The sequence below is a fragment of the Chamaesiphon sp. VAR_69_metabat_338 genome (genome assembly GCF_031423935.1).
Lineage (GTDB): Bacteria > Cyanobacteriota > Cyanobacteriia > Cyanobacteriales > Chamaesiphonaceae > Chamaesiphon.
Genome location: NZ_JANPGM010000029.1, coordinates 1 through 13,748, shown reverse-complemented (window position 1 = coordinate 13,748; position 13,748 = coordinate 1). Strand labels below are relative to the sequence as shown.

23 protein-coding genes are annotated in these 13,748 nt (G+C 44.4%); 8 read left to right on the top strand and 15 right to left on the bottom strand.

Annotated elements, in window-relative coordinates; translation table 11 throughout:
- Positions 1–195: 195 nt before the first annotated feature.
- Together RMO84_RS01055 and RMO84_RS01050 are read right to left on the bottom strand one after the other, a co-directional pair.
- The gene (locus tag RMO84_RS01055; protein WP_310486579.1) at positions 196–519 is read right to left on the bottom strand and encodes a hypothetical protein; all 324 of its coding nucleotides are present in this window, start codon (positions 517–519) and stop codon (positions 196–198) included.
- A 56-nt stretch (positions 520–575) separates the two neighbouring features.
- Positions 576–998 carry a hypothetical protein gene (locus tag RMO84_RS01050; RefSeq protein ID WP_310486578.1) on the bottom strand — a complete coding sequence of 141 codons (423 nt, stop codon included), beginning with the start codon at positions 996–998 and terminating at the stop codon, positions 576–578.
- A gap of 500 nt (positions 999–1,498) precedes the next feature.
- Between RMO84_RS01050 and RMO84_RS01045 the strand changes: the two genes are divergently transcribed.
- Positions 1,499–1,777 carry a CopG family transcriptional regulator gene (locus tag RMO84_RS01045; protein ID WP_310486577.1) on the top strand — a complete coding sequence of 93 codons (279 nt, stop codon included), beginning with the start codon at positions 1,499–1,501 and terminating at the stop codon, positions 1,775–1,777.
- Positions 1,774–2,145 (top strand): type II toxin-antitoxin system PemK/MazF family toxin, encoded by a 372-nt coding sequence (locus RMO84_RS01040; RefSeq protein ID WP_310486576.1) that lies wholly within the window; start codon positions 1,774–1,776, stop codon positions 2,143–2,145. Before RMO84_RS01045 ends, RMO84_RS01040 begins: the two co-directional genes overlap by 4 nt.
- Positions 2,146–2,168: 23 nt before the next feature.
- On the opposite strand, the gene RMO84_RS01035 is transcribed toward RMO84_RS01040, so the two are convergent.
- The 11 genes from RMO84_RS01035 to RMO84_RS00985 all read right to left on the bottom strand — a co-directional run bounded on the left by RMO84_RS01035 (position 2,169) and on the right by RMO84_RS00985 (position 9,087).
- Positions 2,169–2,312: a hypothetical protein gene (locus tag RMO84_RS01035; RefSeq protein ID WP_310486575.1), complete on the bottom strand. Its 144-nt coding sequence runs from the start codon at positions 2,310–2,312 to the stop codon at positions 2,169–2,171.
- A gap of 114 nt (positions 2,313–2,426) precedes the next feature.
- Positions 2,427–2,603, bottom strand: coding sequence for a hypothetical protein (locus RMO84_RS01030; protein WP_310486574.1), 177 nt, complete (start codon positions 2,601–2,603; stop codon positions 2,427–2,429).
- A gap of 42 nt (positions 2,604–2,645) precedes the next feature.
- Complete coding sequence (locus tag RMO84_RS01025) at positions 2,646–2,999, bottom strand: hypothetical protein (protein ID WP_310486573.1); 354 nt, start codon at positions 2,997–2,999, stop codon at positions 2,646–2,648.
- 177 nt (positions 3,000–3,176) lie between these two features.
- The gene (locus tag RMO84_RS01020) at positions 3,177–3,350 is read right to left on the bottom strand and encodes a BON domain-containing protein (protein ID WP_310486571.1); all 174 of its coding nucleotides are present in this window, start codon (positions 3,348–3,350) and stop codon (positions 3,177–3,179) included.
- 184 nt (positions 3,351–3,534) lie between these two features.
- Positions 3,535–3,687, bottom strand: coding sequence for a hypothetical protein (locus RMO84_RS01015; RefSeq protein ID WP_310486570.1), 153 nt, complete (start codon positions 3,685–3,687; stop codon positions 3,535–3,537).
- A 21-nt stretch (positions 3,688–3,708) separates the two neighbouring features.
- On the bottom strand, positions 3,709–4,248 hold the full coding sequence (locus RMO84_RS01010; RefSeq protein WP_310486569.1) for a general stress protein: 540 nt from the start codon (positions 4,246–4,248) through the stop codon (positions 3,709–3,711).
- A gap of 54 nt (positions 4,249–4,302) precedes the next feature.
- Positions 4,303–4,734, bottom strand: coding sequence for a hypothetical protein (locus RMO84_RS01005; RefSeq protein ID WP_310486567.1), 432 nt, complete (start codon positions 4,732–4,734; stop codon positions 4,303–4,305).
- 449 nt (positions 4,735–5,183) lie between these two features.
- Positions 5,184–6,455: an FAD-dependent oxidoreductase gene (locus RMO84_RS01000; RefSeq protein ID WP_310486566.1), complete on the bottom strand. Its 1,272-nt coding sequence runs from the start codon at positions 6,453–6,455 to the stop codon at positions 5,184–5,186.
- A 338-nt stretch (positions 6,456–6,793) separates the two neighbouring features.
- Positions 6,794–8,332, bottom strand: a complete 1,539-nt coding sequence (locus RMO84_RS00995; RefSeq protein WP_310486565.1) for an NAD(P)/FAD-dependent oxidoreductase — start codon at positions 8,330–8,332, stop codon at positions 6,794–6,796.
- Between the two features lie 86 nt (positions 8,333–8,418).
- A complete protein-coding gene (locus RMO84_RS00990; protein ID WP_310486563.1) occupies positions 8,419–8,892 on the bottom strand; it encodes a universal stress protein in 474 nt (157 codons plus the stop codon).
- Between the two features lie 15 nt (positions 8,893–8,907).
- Positions 8,908–9,087, bottom strand: a complete 180-nt coding sequence (locus RMO84_RS00985) for a hypothetical protein (RefSeq protein ID WP_310486562.1) — start codon at positions 9,085–9,087, stop codon at positions 8,908–8,910.
- Positions 9,088–9,786: 699 nt separating this feature from the next.
- Here RMO84_RS00985 and RMO84_RS00980 point away from each other — a divergent pair.
- On the top strand, positions 9,787–10,089 hold the full coding sequence (locus RMO84_RS00980) for a hypothetical protein (protein ID WP_310486561.1): 303 nt from the start codon (positions 9,787–9,789) through the stop codon (positions 10,087–10,089).
- Positions 10,076–10,429: an HAD family hydrolase gene (locus RMO84_RS21235; protein WP_396135734.1), complete on the top strand. Its 354-nt coding sequence runs from the start codon at positions 10,076–10,078 to the stop codon at positions 10,427–10,429. The genes RMO84_RS00980 and RMO84_RS21235 overlap by 14 nt, the downstream gene beginning before the upstream one ends.
- Here RMO84_RS21235 and RMO84_RS00965 read toward each other — a convergent pair.
- Positions 10,413–10,661 (bottom strand): hypothetical protein, encoded by a 249-nt coding sequence (locus RMO84_RS00965; RefSeq protein ID WP_310486559.1) that lies wholly within the window; start codon positions 10,659–10,661, stop codon positions 10,413–10,415. The two genes, RMO84_RS21235 and RMO84_RS00965, sit on opposite strands and share 17 nt — an antisense overlap.
- Before the next feature lie 122 nt (positions 10,662–10,783).
- Here RMO84_RS00965 and RMO84_RS00960 point away from each other — a divergent pair, with 122 nt between their 5' ends.
- Entirely contained in the window at positions 10,784–11,419 is a 636-nt protein-coding gene (locus RMO84_RS00960) for a Uma2 family endonuclease (RefSeq protein ID WP_310486558.1), read from the top strand.
- A 247-nt stretch (positions 11,420–11,666) separates the two neighbouring features.
- Positions 11,667–11,807 (top strand): hypothetical protein, encoded by a 141-nt coding sequence (locus tag RMO84_RS00955; protein WP_310486557.1) that lies wholly within the window; start codon positions 11,667–11,669, stop codon positions 11,805–11,807.
- Here the strand turns inward: RMO84_RS00955 and RMO84_RS00950 are convergent.
- The gene (locus tag RMO84_RS00950; RefSeq protein WP_310486556.1) at positions 11,804–12,766 is read right to left on the bottom strand and encodes a serine protease; all 963 of its coding nucleotides are present in this window, start codon (positions 12,764–12,766) and stop codon (positions 11,804–11,806) included. The genes RMO84_RS00955 and RMO84_RS00950 overlap by 4 nt on opposite strands.
- Positions 12,767–12,887: 121 nt before the next feature.
- On the opposite strand from RMO84_RS00950, the gene RMO84_RS00945 reads away from it, so the two are divergent.
- On the top strand, positions 12,888–13,211 hold the full coding sequence (locus tag RMO84_RS00945; RefSeq protein WP_310486580.1) for a 2Fe-2S iron-sulfur cluster-binding protein: 324 nt from the start codon (positions 12,888–12,890) through the stop codon (positions 13,209–13,211).
- A gap of 154 nt (positions 13,212–13,365) precedes the next feature.
- A partial coding sequence (locus RMO84_RS00940; protein ID WP_310486554.1) for a pentapeptide repeat-containing protein occupies positions 13,366–13,748 on the top strand: 383 nt, incomplete at its 3' end.

Below are 13,748 nucleotides of genomic sequence, written 5' to 3'. Positions count from 1 at the left end.
TCCAAAGGAGAGGCTTCGCCAACGTGCTGTGTAGATCCTAGCCGAATGACTGGAGAAACCATAAGTCTGTTGCCTCAACTAAATTAGTCAGTTCGTTGATACAGCCTTTCATCCCGTTGGCGTTGGCGAAGCCTTTGCCTCAGCAAAAGCCTCTCCTTTGGAGAATCGCGATCCTTAGTTTGCTCAACTTTACGATTAGCGATTCCCAGTCCTGCGACGTTCGGCTGCAGCACGCGATCGAATTTGGGTTCTAAAACCACTGCGCTGCAATCTACGGGCAGCACGTTCGGCATCGGGACGCTCGGCATGGAAACCTTCTAAAGTCCATTTGCGGTCGCGGAGACTGCGGTAATGAACGGTATAGCCACGTTGGTAAGTGGGACGACCTTGGGAGATTGGCAAATCCGTTTTCCCCTCGAAGTTCTGGCTAAATGGTTGTGAATTTAGTGCATTTGCCGCAAAGGGCATCGCTACTAAAAATCCCGTATATACTAATGAGATAATAATTATCTTGTACATAAAAAATATCTGGTCGATCGCGAATTGAGATCCAGTGCCGCAAACGCGATCATCTTCTAATTTGTTGGTGAATGTTCCTTGGCAAAATACGCTCGAACCTTCGCAGCGATCTGAGGATGTGTCATTTTGTCAACTGTTTCGATATCGACAATGTGACCGCCCAGGTGATTTTTTTCGAGTTGTTCTTTTAGTTCGCCCTTTGCTTCACCTGGCCCAAAGATGAGAATAGACTCAGCATCCCGAATGGCTGTAATGACAGCAGCGTAGTAAATATTCAGATGTTTGGTAAAGTCTCGTTGGCGGCGATCGTCAGCGGGTACCTGAACTACTTCATAATCACCCTCAAGTGGTCGATCTCCACCACGCTGAAGCTGTTTTTCAACACCTGATACTATTTCCTCAATCTTTTCCCCTTGCTCGGTCATAGCTACCACAATAGCCTTCCGATGGTCGATCCATAGCCCTACATTGATACTCATCGATTATCTCCTTACTATTCTGTAAAAAAGGGAATATATTCTAGAATTATGATTCTAAAAAATCTTAGTCTTTACGGCGATTTTAACTACAAGTTTAAGTATCTAATTATACTCAAAGCTACTTGAAAAACAAAACCCTCTATAAGCAGATTTTAATTGTCGTTTTTTCAAGTATAATGCTTGCATTTTAATAGAGAGAAAATTGATAATTTTAGTACTAAAAACAAACTTTGTTTTATAAAGTATTAACGATTCAATTATTCTTGGGAATTATAAGATTGAGCCGCTCGATTTGCTATTCACAAAGAAGATTGTCTATGTTGCCATTGCCCGTATTCGATGACCAGTTGCTGCAAGATTTTATGAACGGGTTTTATGGATATGGCAACTATTCCGGCGATTAGTCGTTTGTCAGGATAGAAGAAGGCGGCGGGAAATCATCGCATCATTCTTGATGTATAATTAAGGCATCAAATATAGGAAGCTTTTGAACATCAAATATGATTCATAGCACCAGCACTCGCACCACGATCGCGTTACCTACGGCATTACTGGCTGCAACCGATCGAGCGGTAACAGATGGCAAGGCAAAGAGCCGTAATGAATTGATTGCTAGAGCGATTCAAAAAGAATTGGCACTGATTCGACGGGCGGAAATTGATGCCGATCTGTCTCAGATGGCTCAAGATACTGAGTACCAAGCAGAGGTATTGCAAATGGAAGCAGAGTTTGCCGTCGCTCAATGGGAAGCCTTGCAGACTATTGAGACAGCAATATGAGAAGAGGCGACGTTTATCATGTCAGGCTAGATCCGGTAGAAGGTTCCGAACAAGGCGGATCTCGCCCGATAATTGTGATTAGTCGTAACTCAATTAATACTAGTAGCCCAACAGTATTAGCGATTCCCTGTACTACATATCGCCCTGGCAAACGAGTTTATGTGACTCAAGTTCTAATTTACGCCCCAGAAGGGGGCTTAATTGCTGATTCTATTGCTTTAGCAGAACAGGTTAGAATCTTATCAAAATCTCGGTTTGGTGACTATCGAGGTAGTCTCTCGCTCGCCTCGATGGAAAAGATTTCGACTGCTTTGGCTCTAGCAATGGACTTGCCGACACGGGAGGATTTTGATATTCAACAAGAGTAGGAAGACATTGGCAGGTACTTAGACTATCGATCGAGATCTCGGCGGACTAATGCTTGAATATCGGTTCGCAATCCGGTGATTTCTGCTTGCAATGCTTTAATCGATTTTGCACTCGCTAATTCTACGTCATCGCTTTCGGCATCTCTGTCAATAAAAAATGTTGCCAAAGTTGCCGTCAAATAGCCTTCACCCCAGCGTTCCTGCGGAACAGTTTTAGTTAGTTCGATTGTATTTACACAACATATATTTCTGCTATTATTGATGTATTCGTAGTTTTCTAGCTAGTTCAAATCGTTGAATGTCTCTTGTGAAGTCAGGTCGGCAATTATCGCCTGCTGTGCAAGGTAGACTAAGTGTAAATCGACCAGTAGTTGTTTAGCATTTTCGATTTTAATATCTTGTACTTGTTGGCAAAAGATTGAATGAAAAAGTTGCTCCTCGACAGATAAACTATTCATTGATTTCCTCCTAAATCACCAGATGTCAAACGATCGAGGTATTTACTTAGAGTTGCTAGGATTGCTCATTTTATTTCGATCGGCAGCACCCTGAACTTCATTCAATGCGCCTTTGGAGCGTTCCTCGATCGTTTTCAGCGATGTCGCTGGAGCGTCGAGTGCTTTTTCAGTATTCTGTTCGATCTTGTCTAGCTGGACTGTTCCCTCGGTAGAATCGCTCTTAGCAACTGGAGGATAGCCACGTTTGATATTTTCGATCTGGACTGCTTTTGATGTTGTATCCTTGGCTGATGCGCCCGTGCAGCCACTGGCAAAAAACATCACCGTAACAAGTAAAACAGACATGAACATCTGCATGGGGCGCAGGTGGGATCGGAATGTCGAAATATATTTCATCTTAAAAATCCTCGAAATTAATAAATAACAGTGATATTGACGTTAATTGAAAAAGTTGGGAACAAAAATTAAATAAGACCTATAATTGCCGTCATCTCAGTAGGGGCAATTCATGAATTGCCCCTACTGAGATAACGGCAATCGCGTAAAAGCTATAAGTTATTTAATCCGCGATCCTTATTGCGAACGATCGAACCACTTCACGGTAAGTTGATTATCCACAGAAAATACCCCTGGCGCAGCCCAAGCAGCACGTTCGGCTTCCTCCCGCTCTTGATAGTTGCGAACGTCACCACGCAGAATGACCTTGCTTCCCGCAGTCTCGACTCGGATGTGTTTGGCATCTAGCACGGCACTGCTTTCAGTATTGCGTCAGTCTTTTTGGTAATAGTTTGCATGTTATTTGTTTAGTTGTTGTTATTTAAAAACTTAGTAGGCGCAATTCATCCATTGCACCCAAGAGGCTAAGTCAACGCTGGAGCTGCCAGCATTCCGCCAGGAGTCCAAATGAGTTCGAGCAAAATTTAGCTGCGAACTAACGGGTTACTTCAGCGACATGGCGCGGATTCCGCAAAGCGGAGGCTACGGCAACGGCAATCGCTACACCGCCCAATGTCTGGACTCGTTCGCCGATCGTATCGATTAACTCCAGTTGTTCGCCTGCATGTTTGTCGAGGAGTAAGTGCAATAATTGCCCCTGCTTCAGTTCCTATGCTGCTACCGACATGCTGATGCCGTGACTGATTTTGTCGAGCATCTGCTTCGCCTGAGTGACATCCTCAGTGGTACCTGTCACCAAAATGATGAACTCACCTGCTTGGATTTTGGTTTCGTATTTGAGTACCTCATTTTTAGGGATACCCAACCCGCCCAAAGCACCTGCTAAACCACCGATCGCGGCAGCACCAGTAGCCCCTACCAAAGTTCCTTCTAGCCATCCTGCTAACACGCCAGTAATCGGCCCAGCAATAACCAGCGGAGCCATGCCAGGAATAAAGATTACCCCCGCACCAACTAAAATCCCAAACAAACCACCAAAGAAGGTACCCCAATAAACACCTCCTGTGGCTCCGGCTGTGGCTGTATCTTGCCAGCTTAGAAATCCGCGTACATGCTCGTTTGTCTGGTAATCTTTGCCGACGATCGATAGTTTCTGCATATCGAAGCCTTGTCGTTGCAGTTCCCGTACTACTGTTTCAGCTTCAGTATGGGAGGGAAAATGCGCGACGATTGTATGTGTAAATGCCATGTTTTAATTTCCTCGATTTTGAATTAAGTATTGAAATTAGTTACCCAGTAGTTGCTAAGAGTGTTTTTTAGAATTTCCATTAGCGGCTTCGGCATCCAGGCGATCGCAAATTGCCGTTAGGGTTGCTGCTTCTGCTTCTTCCATCATTGCCAGAGCCAAATAAACAGATGTAGCCGCATAGTCCTCAGCTTTTTCCGCCCGATGTTCGAGTTTCTTAACCTCGCGACTCGCTTTCCACTCATCGACACTCGATTGCACCTCAGCTTCTTTTTCCTCAAATTGTGTTTTGAGCTTGGCTCGGTAATCATCGAATTCTTGTTTCTTAGCGGCTATGCTGGCTTTGGCTTCATCGAGTTTCGATTGAATCTCAGCTTGATTTTTTTTCGTCACAGATTTGATATCGTGTTTCAGCAATTTTGCCCGATCTTCAACTGCTTCTAAATTGTCATGAAGTTGACTGGTGAAGTTGTCAATTGCAGTACTCATGGTGTTTTAGCCAATTTGCTAAGTTTACAAAACCTGTCATTAGTATTGTCGTCGAAGAAAAAAATATGCTATTAAGCTGCCATTTCACGTCGAAGCTTTTTCAGTCAACCACTCCGGTATCAGATGACAAACAAACCAACTATTCGATCGATCTACAACTCGAACTCATTAATTTCATCCTAAGCTAAAGTTGTGAGGATTGCGTGAGGAAAATATTCTTTATTGGTCGTTACCAAAGGCATCTATGTTAATATTTAATTCGTTATTCTGTGACTTTTAATTGCTGTCGATAGCTAAAGATATTCGATCTATCTGTCTATATATTGATGTATTTTAATTTCATTTTTTCAATACAATTTAGTCAAAAGGGGTAGGCAAAATCTAAAAGCGATCGAAAAAAGCTCCCATCATCTGAGAGCTTTTTGAAAAATAACTTAATAGATCTTAATCTATGCAAATGAAATCCGCTCTCGCTTACTTTCGACTAAGGAAATAGATTCCTGGCTCATACCAATTAATTTGGCAACTCGTACAGCAGAGGTAATCGCACCGCCATGCAAACCATCACCAAGATAAGCTCCCGCATGATAAGTGTGATTCTCACCATTAGTCGCAACCACTTCATCGCGGTAGCGAAAAGATTCGGTCGTATATAAAGGAGTGTGATGTGCTTGAGTGTGAATAATTTGCTCTGGCTTGATTAATTCTTCTAGTTGGAATGATAAGAAATAATGTGGTGGCGATGAGATGTCACAAACTTGATTGAGATAGCCACTATAGCCCCAGCGGGTATCTGTCTGGAAGAAATCAAATTCTGAGGGTTTATGAATACCAAAGCGATCGTACATAGTAGCATCCTTGTGAACTACGCTAGTTATATGATTAGCTTTCCAATTAAAAAATCGCTTGGTTTCGGCATCAGTCGGATCGGCGAGTAGTGCCATTACTCGATCTGGTGGCGTGGCAAATACAACTCGATCGAATTCGTGAATTTCACCTGTAGACATCACGATTTTGACACCATCGGGACTTCGCAAAATCCGATCGATCTCGACACCTAGCACAACTTCACCTTTAAATCGCTCTAGGATTTTTTCGATATAAGTATATACACCACCTTTCACCCTTACCCAATTAGTCGAAATATAAGCACGCAAAGTCGGAATCGCTAATTCTGCCGGAAAATCATTAATTAGCTCAAACGGAATTGAGTAACTATACATTACTAATAATTTCAGCCAAGTATCACGAGTACCCGAACTTTTGAGATATGCAGACAGGGGGAGATTTGCTAGATTTTGGAGATTGGCAAATTGGATTTGCAACCATAAGCTAGCAGATCGCGCATAAAGAGTATCAAAGCGTAAATGTTCGATGAGGCGATGAATACCTGAGAAGTTATTATTTGTTACAACTCCCGATAAAAAGCGATCGCCATTATTAAAGAACATCCCCGAACCAACACTCACAGGTTCTAGTTCGACATCTAATTCTTTCATCAACGCGATAAAATCTATAAATGCAGTTGGAAATTCCAGCACGCCACCTTCAAGAATTTCAGTACAATCCGCTCGATTCGGCTGGACGTTTTTATTCAGCGTCCGAATATGTCCGCCTAATATCGGTTGTCGTTCAAATACGCTGACACGATGCCCCTGTTTATCGAGCAGATAAGCCGACACCATCCCACTCGCCCCACCACCAATTACTGCAATTTTCATGTGTTAACCTCGTTATGTGAAAAATTCCCTCCCAGGAGGGGCGGGGTGAAAATCCCCTCCTCTCCTTAGGGAGAGGCTACGCCAACGGAGCGAAAAGTGCGGTCTTGGGGCGCGAGCTTTGGGGGGGAAGCTTCCCAAGCGAGCTTTTCGGGGGAAGCTTCCCCCGAAAACGTCGCGCCCCAAACGTCGCTTGTTTCCCCAAGTAGAGCACCTTTTCAAGACAGCGACGTTTTTATTCGGGGGTTCCCCCCGCATAAAAAAACGTCAAGACAGGGGTGCCCGTAGGGCGGGGTGGGTTGGATCTCCGCAACAACTCAAACAGAATCGCGTGTGCCGCCTCAGCCATCCCCTAAAACCACATCCCCAGACAATCGTTGATACAACAATGCCCCCGTCCAAACCGTCGGTGCAAAACCTGGATAACCAGATGAAGCATTACAAAAATAAAACTGCCCTAGTGAAGTTTCATGATTCAATCGTCCCAAACCCATATTGCGTGGAGTCAAAATGGAACCATAGGAATTCCCTTCAGGACACCAGCAATAGCGTTCATTCGTAGTCGGACTACCTGTAATCTCAAACACCAGATGCTTCCGAAAATTCGGCACATAATGTTTCTCCACCACATCGAGAATCGAGTCTAAAATCTCTTGTTTTTTCTGCCTGTAAGCTTTGGGATCGCTCTCCCGTAATTGCTTAAAGTAGGCATAATTAGCAACAGTGAGAAATTCGACAATCTGACAATCTGCCGGACAATCCCGACTCGCCTCTGTCAATAAAGTGGGCGTGGTAATGGCAAAACTGGGATTAGAATAGTCATGGCGATCGTACATTTGGGCGAACGCTTCATTCAGACTTTCATGTCCGGTATGCGAGACATTCCACTTGCCAAATCCATAGTCGCGCAGATCGATATCCTTGACGACGCAATAAACCATGTAGTTAGATGCCGAATATTCATAGTCGAGTTTGCGGCGGATAGCTGTGGAGAACTTCTCCTCACCAATCATCTTGGCGGCTCGTTGAGGGTCAATGTTACAAATTACTGTGTCACCCGTAAATTCTGCGGTTTGATGGGTGGTGAGATTCATTGCCTCAACTCCCATCACCGTTTTGTTTACGACCCGAAAATTCGTGACTTCATGGTTTAGTAATACCTGTCCTCCATGAGACTCGATGACTTTCACCAACGAATTAATTACAGATTCAAAATGCTGTGTGGGGTAAAATGCCCCTGCTTGATAACCTCTAAATAATGCTACCCACGCAAAGAAAGAAAGTTGGTTTGGCGGTAGTAAAAAGTCCAGCCATTGTAGAGCTAAAAGCGTCTGGGCGGCTTGGGGAAGCTGGAATTTATCAAACACATCCTGAAGGGTGCTATTGAGGTTCGAGACGGTGCTGAACGCTGCCTGGGGATGTTTCAGGAGTTCGATCGGATTAATGGGTGGCGCAACTATTTTTAAGCCTGCACCAGTTTTCTCGACTTCATCCACAAATTGATGAATGTTATGAGAATGGTCGGGAAACAGCGCAGACAATCGATCGATTAATACTGCTGGATCTGAAGGAATATCCATTTTATAACCGGGCATTCGCATGTGGTCGAAACCATCAGGATCGTATCGTTCAAAAGTTACGTCCTTGTCCAATCCCAGTTTTTTGAGTACCCGATTGACTGTTTGCCCTTCACCGCAATCCCAAACATAATGAAATTGAGCATTAAATGTATACTTTTTCGCCATCGTAAACGTATGACCAAAGCCACCTGGATGCTCGTGAGCTTCGAGAATTTGCACGGTTTTACCAGCATTGGCCATCAACGCACCAAAGGTCAACGCTGATAAACCACTGCCAATAATCAGATAATCTGGTTGCATAGAACAGTTCCTCTTGAATCTAAAATTTATCGATTACTGCTGACACCACGACTAGTGTTCAACGCAAGATAATTCGCGTTTTACTTCTATTGAATCACTAGTACCGAGCAAGGTGCATGATGCAAAACATAGTTACTAGTGCTACCCAAAAAAATCTCACTCAACATCGATCTTTGGTTGCGTCCCATCACGATTACATCCGCCGCATAGTTTTGTGCTGTTTCACAGATTGTGCGTCCAGGATCGCCAATATTTTGAAAGACCTCGGCTTGAATATTTCGGGCGGTAGCCTCTCTTGCATAGGATTCTAACCGCTCCATCCCCTGCTGTTCGCGGTCTTGTAGTTCTTTTTGGTATTGTTGGATTACCAGAGCGTTCATCATCGGATAAGTACCACCCATGAATGGATTACTTACTGCCTCTAAACCATTTTGAAAGAGACTGAGGACATGTAAGATCGAGATCTGGGCACCATACTTTTGGGCGAGTGTGAGTCCAGATTTGAAAACTTCTGCCGATTCTGGAGAGTCACCAGTCGCAATTAAGATTTTTTGCAGCACTCAGATTCATTTGCCTCAATAATTGTTAGCTAAAATTGACAATTCGAGATTGAGTGGAGTAGCTTGAAATTCACCCCAAAGCCAATCGCATAGTTCGACCAGCGTTGGATCGTCAATTTGGGCTGGTTCGCTGTCTAGAGAGAGTTTAGCCAGGATTTCAACTCTGGATGTTTTGATATTAGGTAGAGTATTCACATCGGTATGTAAATCTGCTACTTTTGAATTGTTGTTGCGTTATTTTGAAGGGCTACTAATTAAATTACTCAAGATATTTTCCATAAATATGTATTCACATATTAGGTTGAAAATGTGAGTATCTTGTGAGGAAAATAAGATCGCAAGTTATTACTGTAGAGAAGTTATGATTTAGATCTGTATTTTTTAAATATTATTAAAAATATTAGTCGCACGGCTAATAAATAAATCGCCAAATAGATAGATTTATAGGTAAAGCCTGCCGACTTATTATCTATCAATAGGAAGAGATTTTAATTATCAACTATCCGCTCATCAGATGCTTAGTATTTAACTGTGATGACACGATCTAAGCTGATTTTCAAAAAAATATTCGTAAACTATTGTTACACTCGATCTTTAGCGCACCTTGATTTCTCTACTAATTGTAATGTGGCAATTTCTGAATATCTACGACTTTCTTAGCTGCCATATTTTCATCCGCCAAGATTGATAGAGCGATACTTGTTGCAAATTTCTATAATTATCGATCGCCACAATCCCGATAGTGTCTCTTATCAATCAAGGTTATACCGACAGTGCTAAGGCACTGTATCAGTTTTGCTGAATCACCTGCGTCAATTTGGCGCGGGCGGTAGCAACTGCCTCTGCGACATATCTTGGTGTAAGCTAAAAGCATTATCTCGATCTTTGTGCCTGATGTCTGTTTCCTTCGATCGACGTGACTGTTGGATTTTCGATATGGACGGAACGCTGACCGTCAGTATCCACGACTTCGATGGGATTAAGCGCATTCTGGGACTACCAATCGATTCCCTTTCAGGGAGGCTTCGCCAACGACCGATCCTAGAAGCTCTCAACGATCTGCCTGTCGATCGAGCTGCCCAGTTACATCAACAGCTTGACGCTTTAGAACTAGATATCGCCCACCAAGCCACGGCACAGGTTGGTGCCAGAGAACTCCTGACTAAATTGCGCTCGCGGGGCGATTACCTCCGGTAGGCTTCGCCAACGAATCGGTATCCTGACTCGCAATAGCAAACCCAATGCCCAGGCAACCCTATCTGCTTGCGGATTAGCTGAATTCTTTCCAGCAGCATTAATCCTCAGTCGCCATTGTTGTCCGCCCAAGCCCAGTCCAGACGGAATTTGGCAATTACTATCGGGTTGGAAAGCATCTCCCGATCGCTCGGTGATGGTGGGAGATTATCTATTCGATCTCGAAGCTGGGCGACGGGCTGGCAGTGCCACTGTCTATCTCGATCCAACTGGGGAATTCCCGTGGCAAGAGCACGCCGATCTGCCGATTACGACCTTAGCCGAAATCACCGCCATGCTTTAAATTGCCAGTGGCAAGTTTCGATCGAGTAAATCGGCGGCTGTCCTGGTAAATTACGGGGATGAAAATTCAGCCACTCATCCAAAGCATAACTCACAATATCGCTCAGATCGATCGTGGTTTTACCCAGCTTCCGCGCCATGTCTAGCAAACTCTTAATTGCCGCCAGCCGGACATTAATCGTGCTGGGTGCCAGTTTTCGCTCGATCGAGTGACGACGATACCTTACTACCATCTCAATTGCAGCATATCGATCGAGATCTGGTTCTGCTAACGGTATTAAACCCTAGAATTAAAGGATCGGGACGATCGAATCAAAGTGACATAAACTAGCTCCCCTAAACGCTTGGAGGTATTATGACAATCTCACAAAGTGAACGCTACGCGAACGCTACAGCTCCCACCACCTCAATCGACGATCGACCGTTGCTATTGGATGTGAGTAATACGACTCTAATCGTTACGCCAGAGCAGTTTGACGTGCTCTGTGCTAATAACCCAGGCCTCCGCCTAGAATTGACCCCGAATCGAGAATTGATTGTTATGGCTCCAGCAGGCGGTGAAAGTAGTGAAAAGAACGCAGATTTAGTCACTGATGTTAATATCTGGAACCGACAAACTAACTTAGGTCGAGTATTTGACTCGTCGGGTGGATATGATTTTGAGGCACTTGGCGGCGGAAAACCATCACCAGATGTTTCCTGGATCGAGAAGTCTCGACTAGAGGGAGTGAACATCGTCAAGTTTATTCCTGTGGTACCTGATTTTGCGATCGAACTGAGATCTGCTAGCGATAATCTCAAGCCAGCACAACAGAAAATGCTAGTGTACCAACGCTTGGGAGTAAGAATGGGATTACTCATCGACCCCAAAAACAAGCAAGTAGAAATTTACAGATCGGGACAAGAGCCAGAGGTTTTAGAAGCCCCAATGTCAATCGATTGTAATGAAGTCATGCCAGGGTTCATATTAGACATGAGCCGAATTTGGTAAGCCATTGTATCGACAAGATGTTTTCTTAGAAATTGTCGTCATTTGATACGTTCACATTCTTAATTTCGAGTGTTAATTGCTTCAAAATCTAGAGAATGATAAAGCAACGCTACACGATCGCGCAATTTCCCCTTGTCCGGTTTTGCGGTGGGCTGCTTCGTTCGCAGATGTTGGCGGTCGTTCGAAATTGTCGGTAAAATTCAAAGCGGTAGCATCGAGCGAATGCTATGGAGCAAGCGGCAAGAGAATGAGTCGAATTGCGGTGACGGCATTAGGAATATTAGGCGATCTTCATCCGACGATCGCGTTAGAGCTAAGGCAGCGGGGTCATGATGTTGTGTTTGTTACGCATGAAGTCGATCGATCGCCGCTGCAAATCCACCACTAAGGTCGTTCCAACTGACAGCTAGCTCGATCGAGATCGAAGACGCCTTGAGGATTGAAACAAGAGGGAATGCGATCGACTAATTGACCGTAGTTTTCTTGGGGGAAGGTTTGGATTGCGCCATTTTGGGCTACTTCACAGGGACGATTGATACTGCACTGCGGTTGTTTGGTGGCGTTATCGTTGACGCCAGTATTGATAATGCCAACGACGCGATTTGTCTTGAGGGAAATCATCGGCGAACCAGACATGCCACCCACGATGCTGCAACGGTGGCGGAGGGATTTTTGCCAGTTGTAGACGTCTTCTTTAACATTGGCGAGTTCGCCAGTCTGACAGGTAACGGCGTGGAGAAAATTCAGCTCGTCTTTGACGCCTTCCGAAGGTACGCCAACGACAATCGCGGGTTCGCCAGCGACTGGGGGTGCAGCGGCGATCTGGAGCGGTACGATCCCAGCAGCAATTAATTCTTGTTGAGTTTTGGACAATTCGAGGATAGCAATATCGGTATTTTTCATCGTGCCATACACCAATCTTTTGACTGGAATTGTCAACCGATCGGCTTTAAAATCATGAAAGTAGTTGACGGTAAACTGGGTCTTGGTCGATCGATTGACGATGATTTCACGATTGCCTGGTAATTTGCGCGCGGAACCCTGACAGTGGCCGTTGGTGAGCACGTAGGCGGGTGCCTTGGGGTGGACGCCAGTTGAGAACAAAAATCCCGTGCAGATGCCGTAGTTGACCTCAATCAGGCCGACACCGTTATATCTGCGACCGGCAGCAGTCGAGAGCATCTGCCAGTTGACTCGCGCGGAATTGACCTCGCGATCTGGTAGTTTCCGCCCAGATCGATCGAAGATCGCGGCATTGACGCTCGGCTCTACCATAGCGGTGCCGATCCCGATCGTCAATAAGATACCGAAGCTGAGATTGCATCCAAATTTTAAGATCGATCGCATGGGAGTCCTAAGCTGGTGAGTGAGCATTGTCAAACCGCGTCTGAGGCACGTGCTAGTGCCAGAACTTGCTAAAGTGGAGAATATCTCCGATCGAGATCCTGGCATTCTAAAATTATCATTTATGACGCAAATTTATACAGTCGAGATCCATCATCAGGGCGAAATTCACACGATCGAAGTTCCTGAGGATAAACAAATTTTACGCGCTGCTGGTGCGGCGGGCATTTATTTGCCGACTTCTTGCAATGCTGGCGTCTGTACGACGTGTGCGGCGCAAGTTTTGGAAGGGCAAGTCGAGCAAGGCGAGGGGATGGGCGTGAGTACTGAGTTGCAGGCTCAGGGCTACACATTATTGTGTGTCGCTTACCCCCGATCGAATCTGAAAATCGCGACCGAGAAGGAAGATGAAGTCTACGAGCTACAATTTGGGCAACATCAAAAGTAAGCTCGCTCTTTTTAGTAATCTTTACTCGATCGACTGACAATAGATTATTCAAAGCAAAGACAGTAGTCAATTCACTACCATCTTTGCTTTGTTCTAGGTCACAATGATTCGATAGCCGAAAACCAACCTATGCAAATGAATTGGGGTCGAGCAAATGAAACAGGTATTCATTGAAGAAGAAATTTTTGATAAAATAGACTTCACTCAAAACCCATTGAGTAAGGGTGAATATGAATATTGCACCTTCCTCAATTGCGATCTTTCATATGCCAGTCTCTCAGATTTTAAATTTCTGGAATGTGAATTCTCAGGTTGCAACATCAGCTTGGCAAAACTCACTCGAACAGCATTGATAGATATTAAATTCAAAAACTGCAAAATGTTAGGTCTGAATTTTGGTGACTGCAATGAATTTGGATTTGCAGTTAACTTTGACACCTGCATTCTCGATCGATCTTCGTTTGTCGATACAACATCTGCACTAAAGAAGCGAGTTAAACTCAAGCAGGCAGTATTTAAAAACTCTCAACTTTACGA

Bases quoted from the DNA above. Each gene is read 5' to 3' on its own strand.
- RMO84_RS01055 (WP_310486579.1), bottom strand. From the start codon at position 519: ATGTACAAGATAATTATTATCTCATTAGTATATACGGGATTTTTAGTA.
- RMO84_RS01050 (WP_310486578.1), bottom strand. From the start codon at position 998: ATGAGTATCAATGTAGGGCTATGGATCGACCATCGGAAGGCTATTGTG.
- RMO84_RS01045 (WP_310486577.1), top strand. From the start codon at position 1,499: ATGATTCATAGCACCAGCACTCGCACCACGATCGCGTTACCTACGGCA.
- RMO84_RS01040 (WP_310486576.1), top strand. From the start codon at position 1,774: ATGAGAAGAGGCGACGTTTATCATGTCAGGCTAGATCCGGTAGAAGGT.
- RMO84_RS01030 (WP_310486574.1), bottom strand. From the start codon at position 2,603: ATGAATAGTTTATCTGTCGAGGAGCAACTTTTTCATTCAATCTTTTGC.
- RMO84_RS01025 (WP_310486573.1), bottom strand. From the start codon at position 2,999: ATGAAATATATTTCGACATTCCGATCCCACCTGCGCCCCATGCAGATG.
- RMO84_RS01010 (WP_310486569.1), bottom strand. From the start codon at position 4,248: ATGGCATTTACACATACAATCGTCGCGCATTTTCCCTCCCATACTGAA.
- RMO84_RS01005 (WP_310486567.1), bottom strand. From the start codon at position 4,734: ATGAGTACTGCAATTGACAACTTCACCAGTCAACTTCATGACAATTTA.
- RMO84_RS01000 (WP_310486566.1), bottom strand. From the start codon at position 6,455: ATGAAAATTGCAGTAATTGGTGGTGGGGCGAGTGGGATGGTGTCGGCT.
- RMO84_RS00995 (WP_310486565.1), bottom strand. From the start codon at position 8,332: ATGCAACCAGATTATCTGATTATTGGCAGTGGTTTATCAGCGTTGACC.
- RMO84_RS00980 (WP_310486561.1), top strand. From the start codon at position 9,787: ATGTCTGTTTCCTTCGATCGACGTGACTGTTGGATTTTCGATATGGAC.
- RMO84_RS00965 (WP_310486559.1), bottom strand. From the start codon at position 10,661: ATGGTAGTAAGGTATCGTCGTCACTCGATCGAGCGAAAACTGGCACCC.
- RMO84_RS00960 (WP_310486558.1), top strand. From the start codon at position 10,784: ATGACAATCTCACAAAGTGAACGCTACGCGAACGCTACAGCTCCCACC.
- RMO84_RS00955 (WP_310486557.1), top strand. From the start codon at position 11,667: ATGAGTCGAATTGCGGTGACGGCATTAGGAATATTAGGCGATCTTCAT.
- RMO84_RS00950 (WP_310486556.1), bottom strand. From the start codon at position 12,766: ATGCGATCGATCTTAAAATTTGGATGCAATCTCAGCTTCGGTATCTTA.
- RMO84_RS00945 (WP_310486580.1), top strand. From the start codon at position 12,888: ATGACGCAAATTTATACAGTCGAGATCCATCATCAGGGCGAAATTCAC.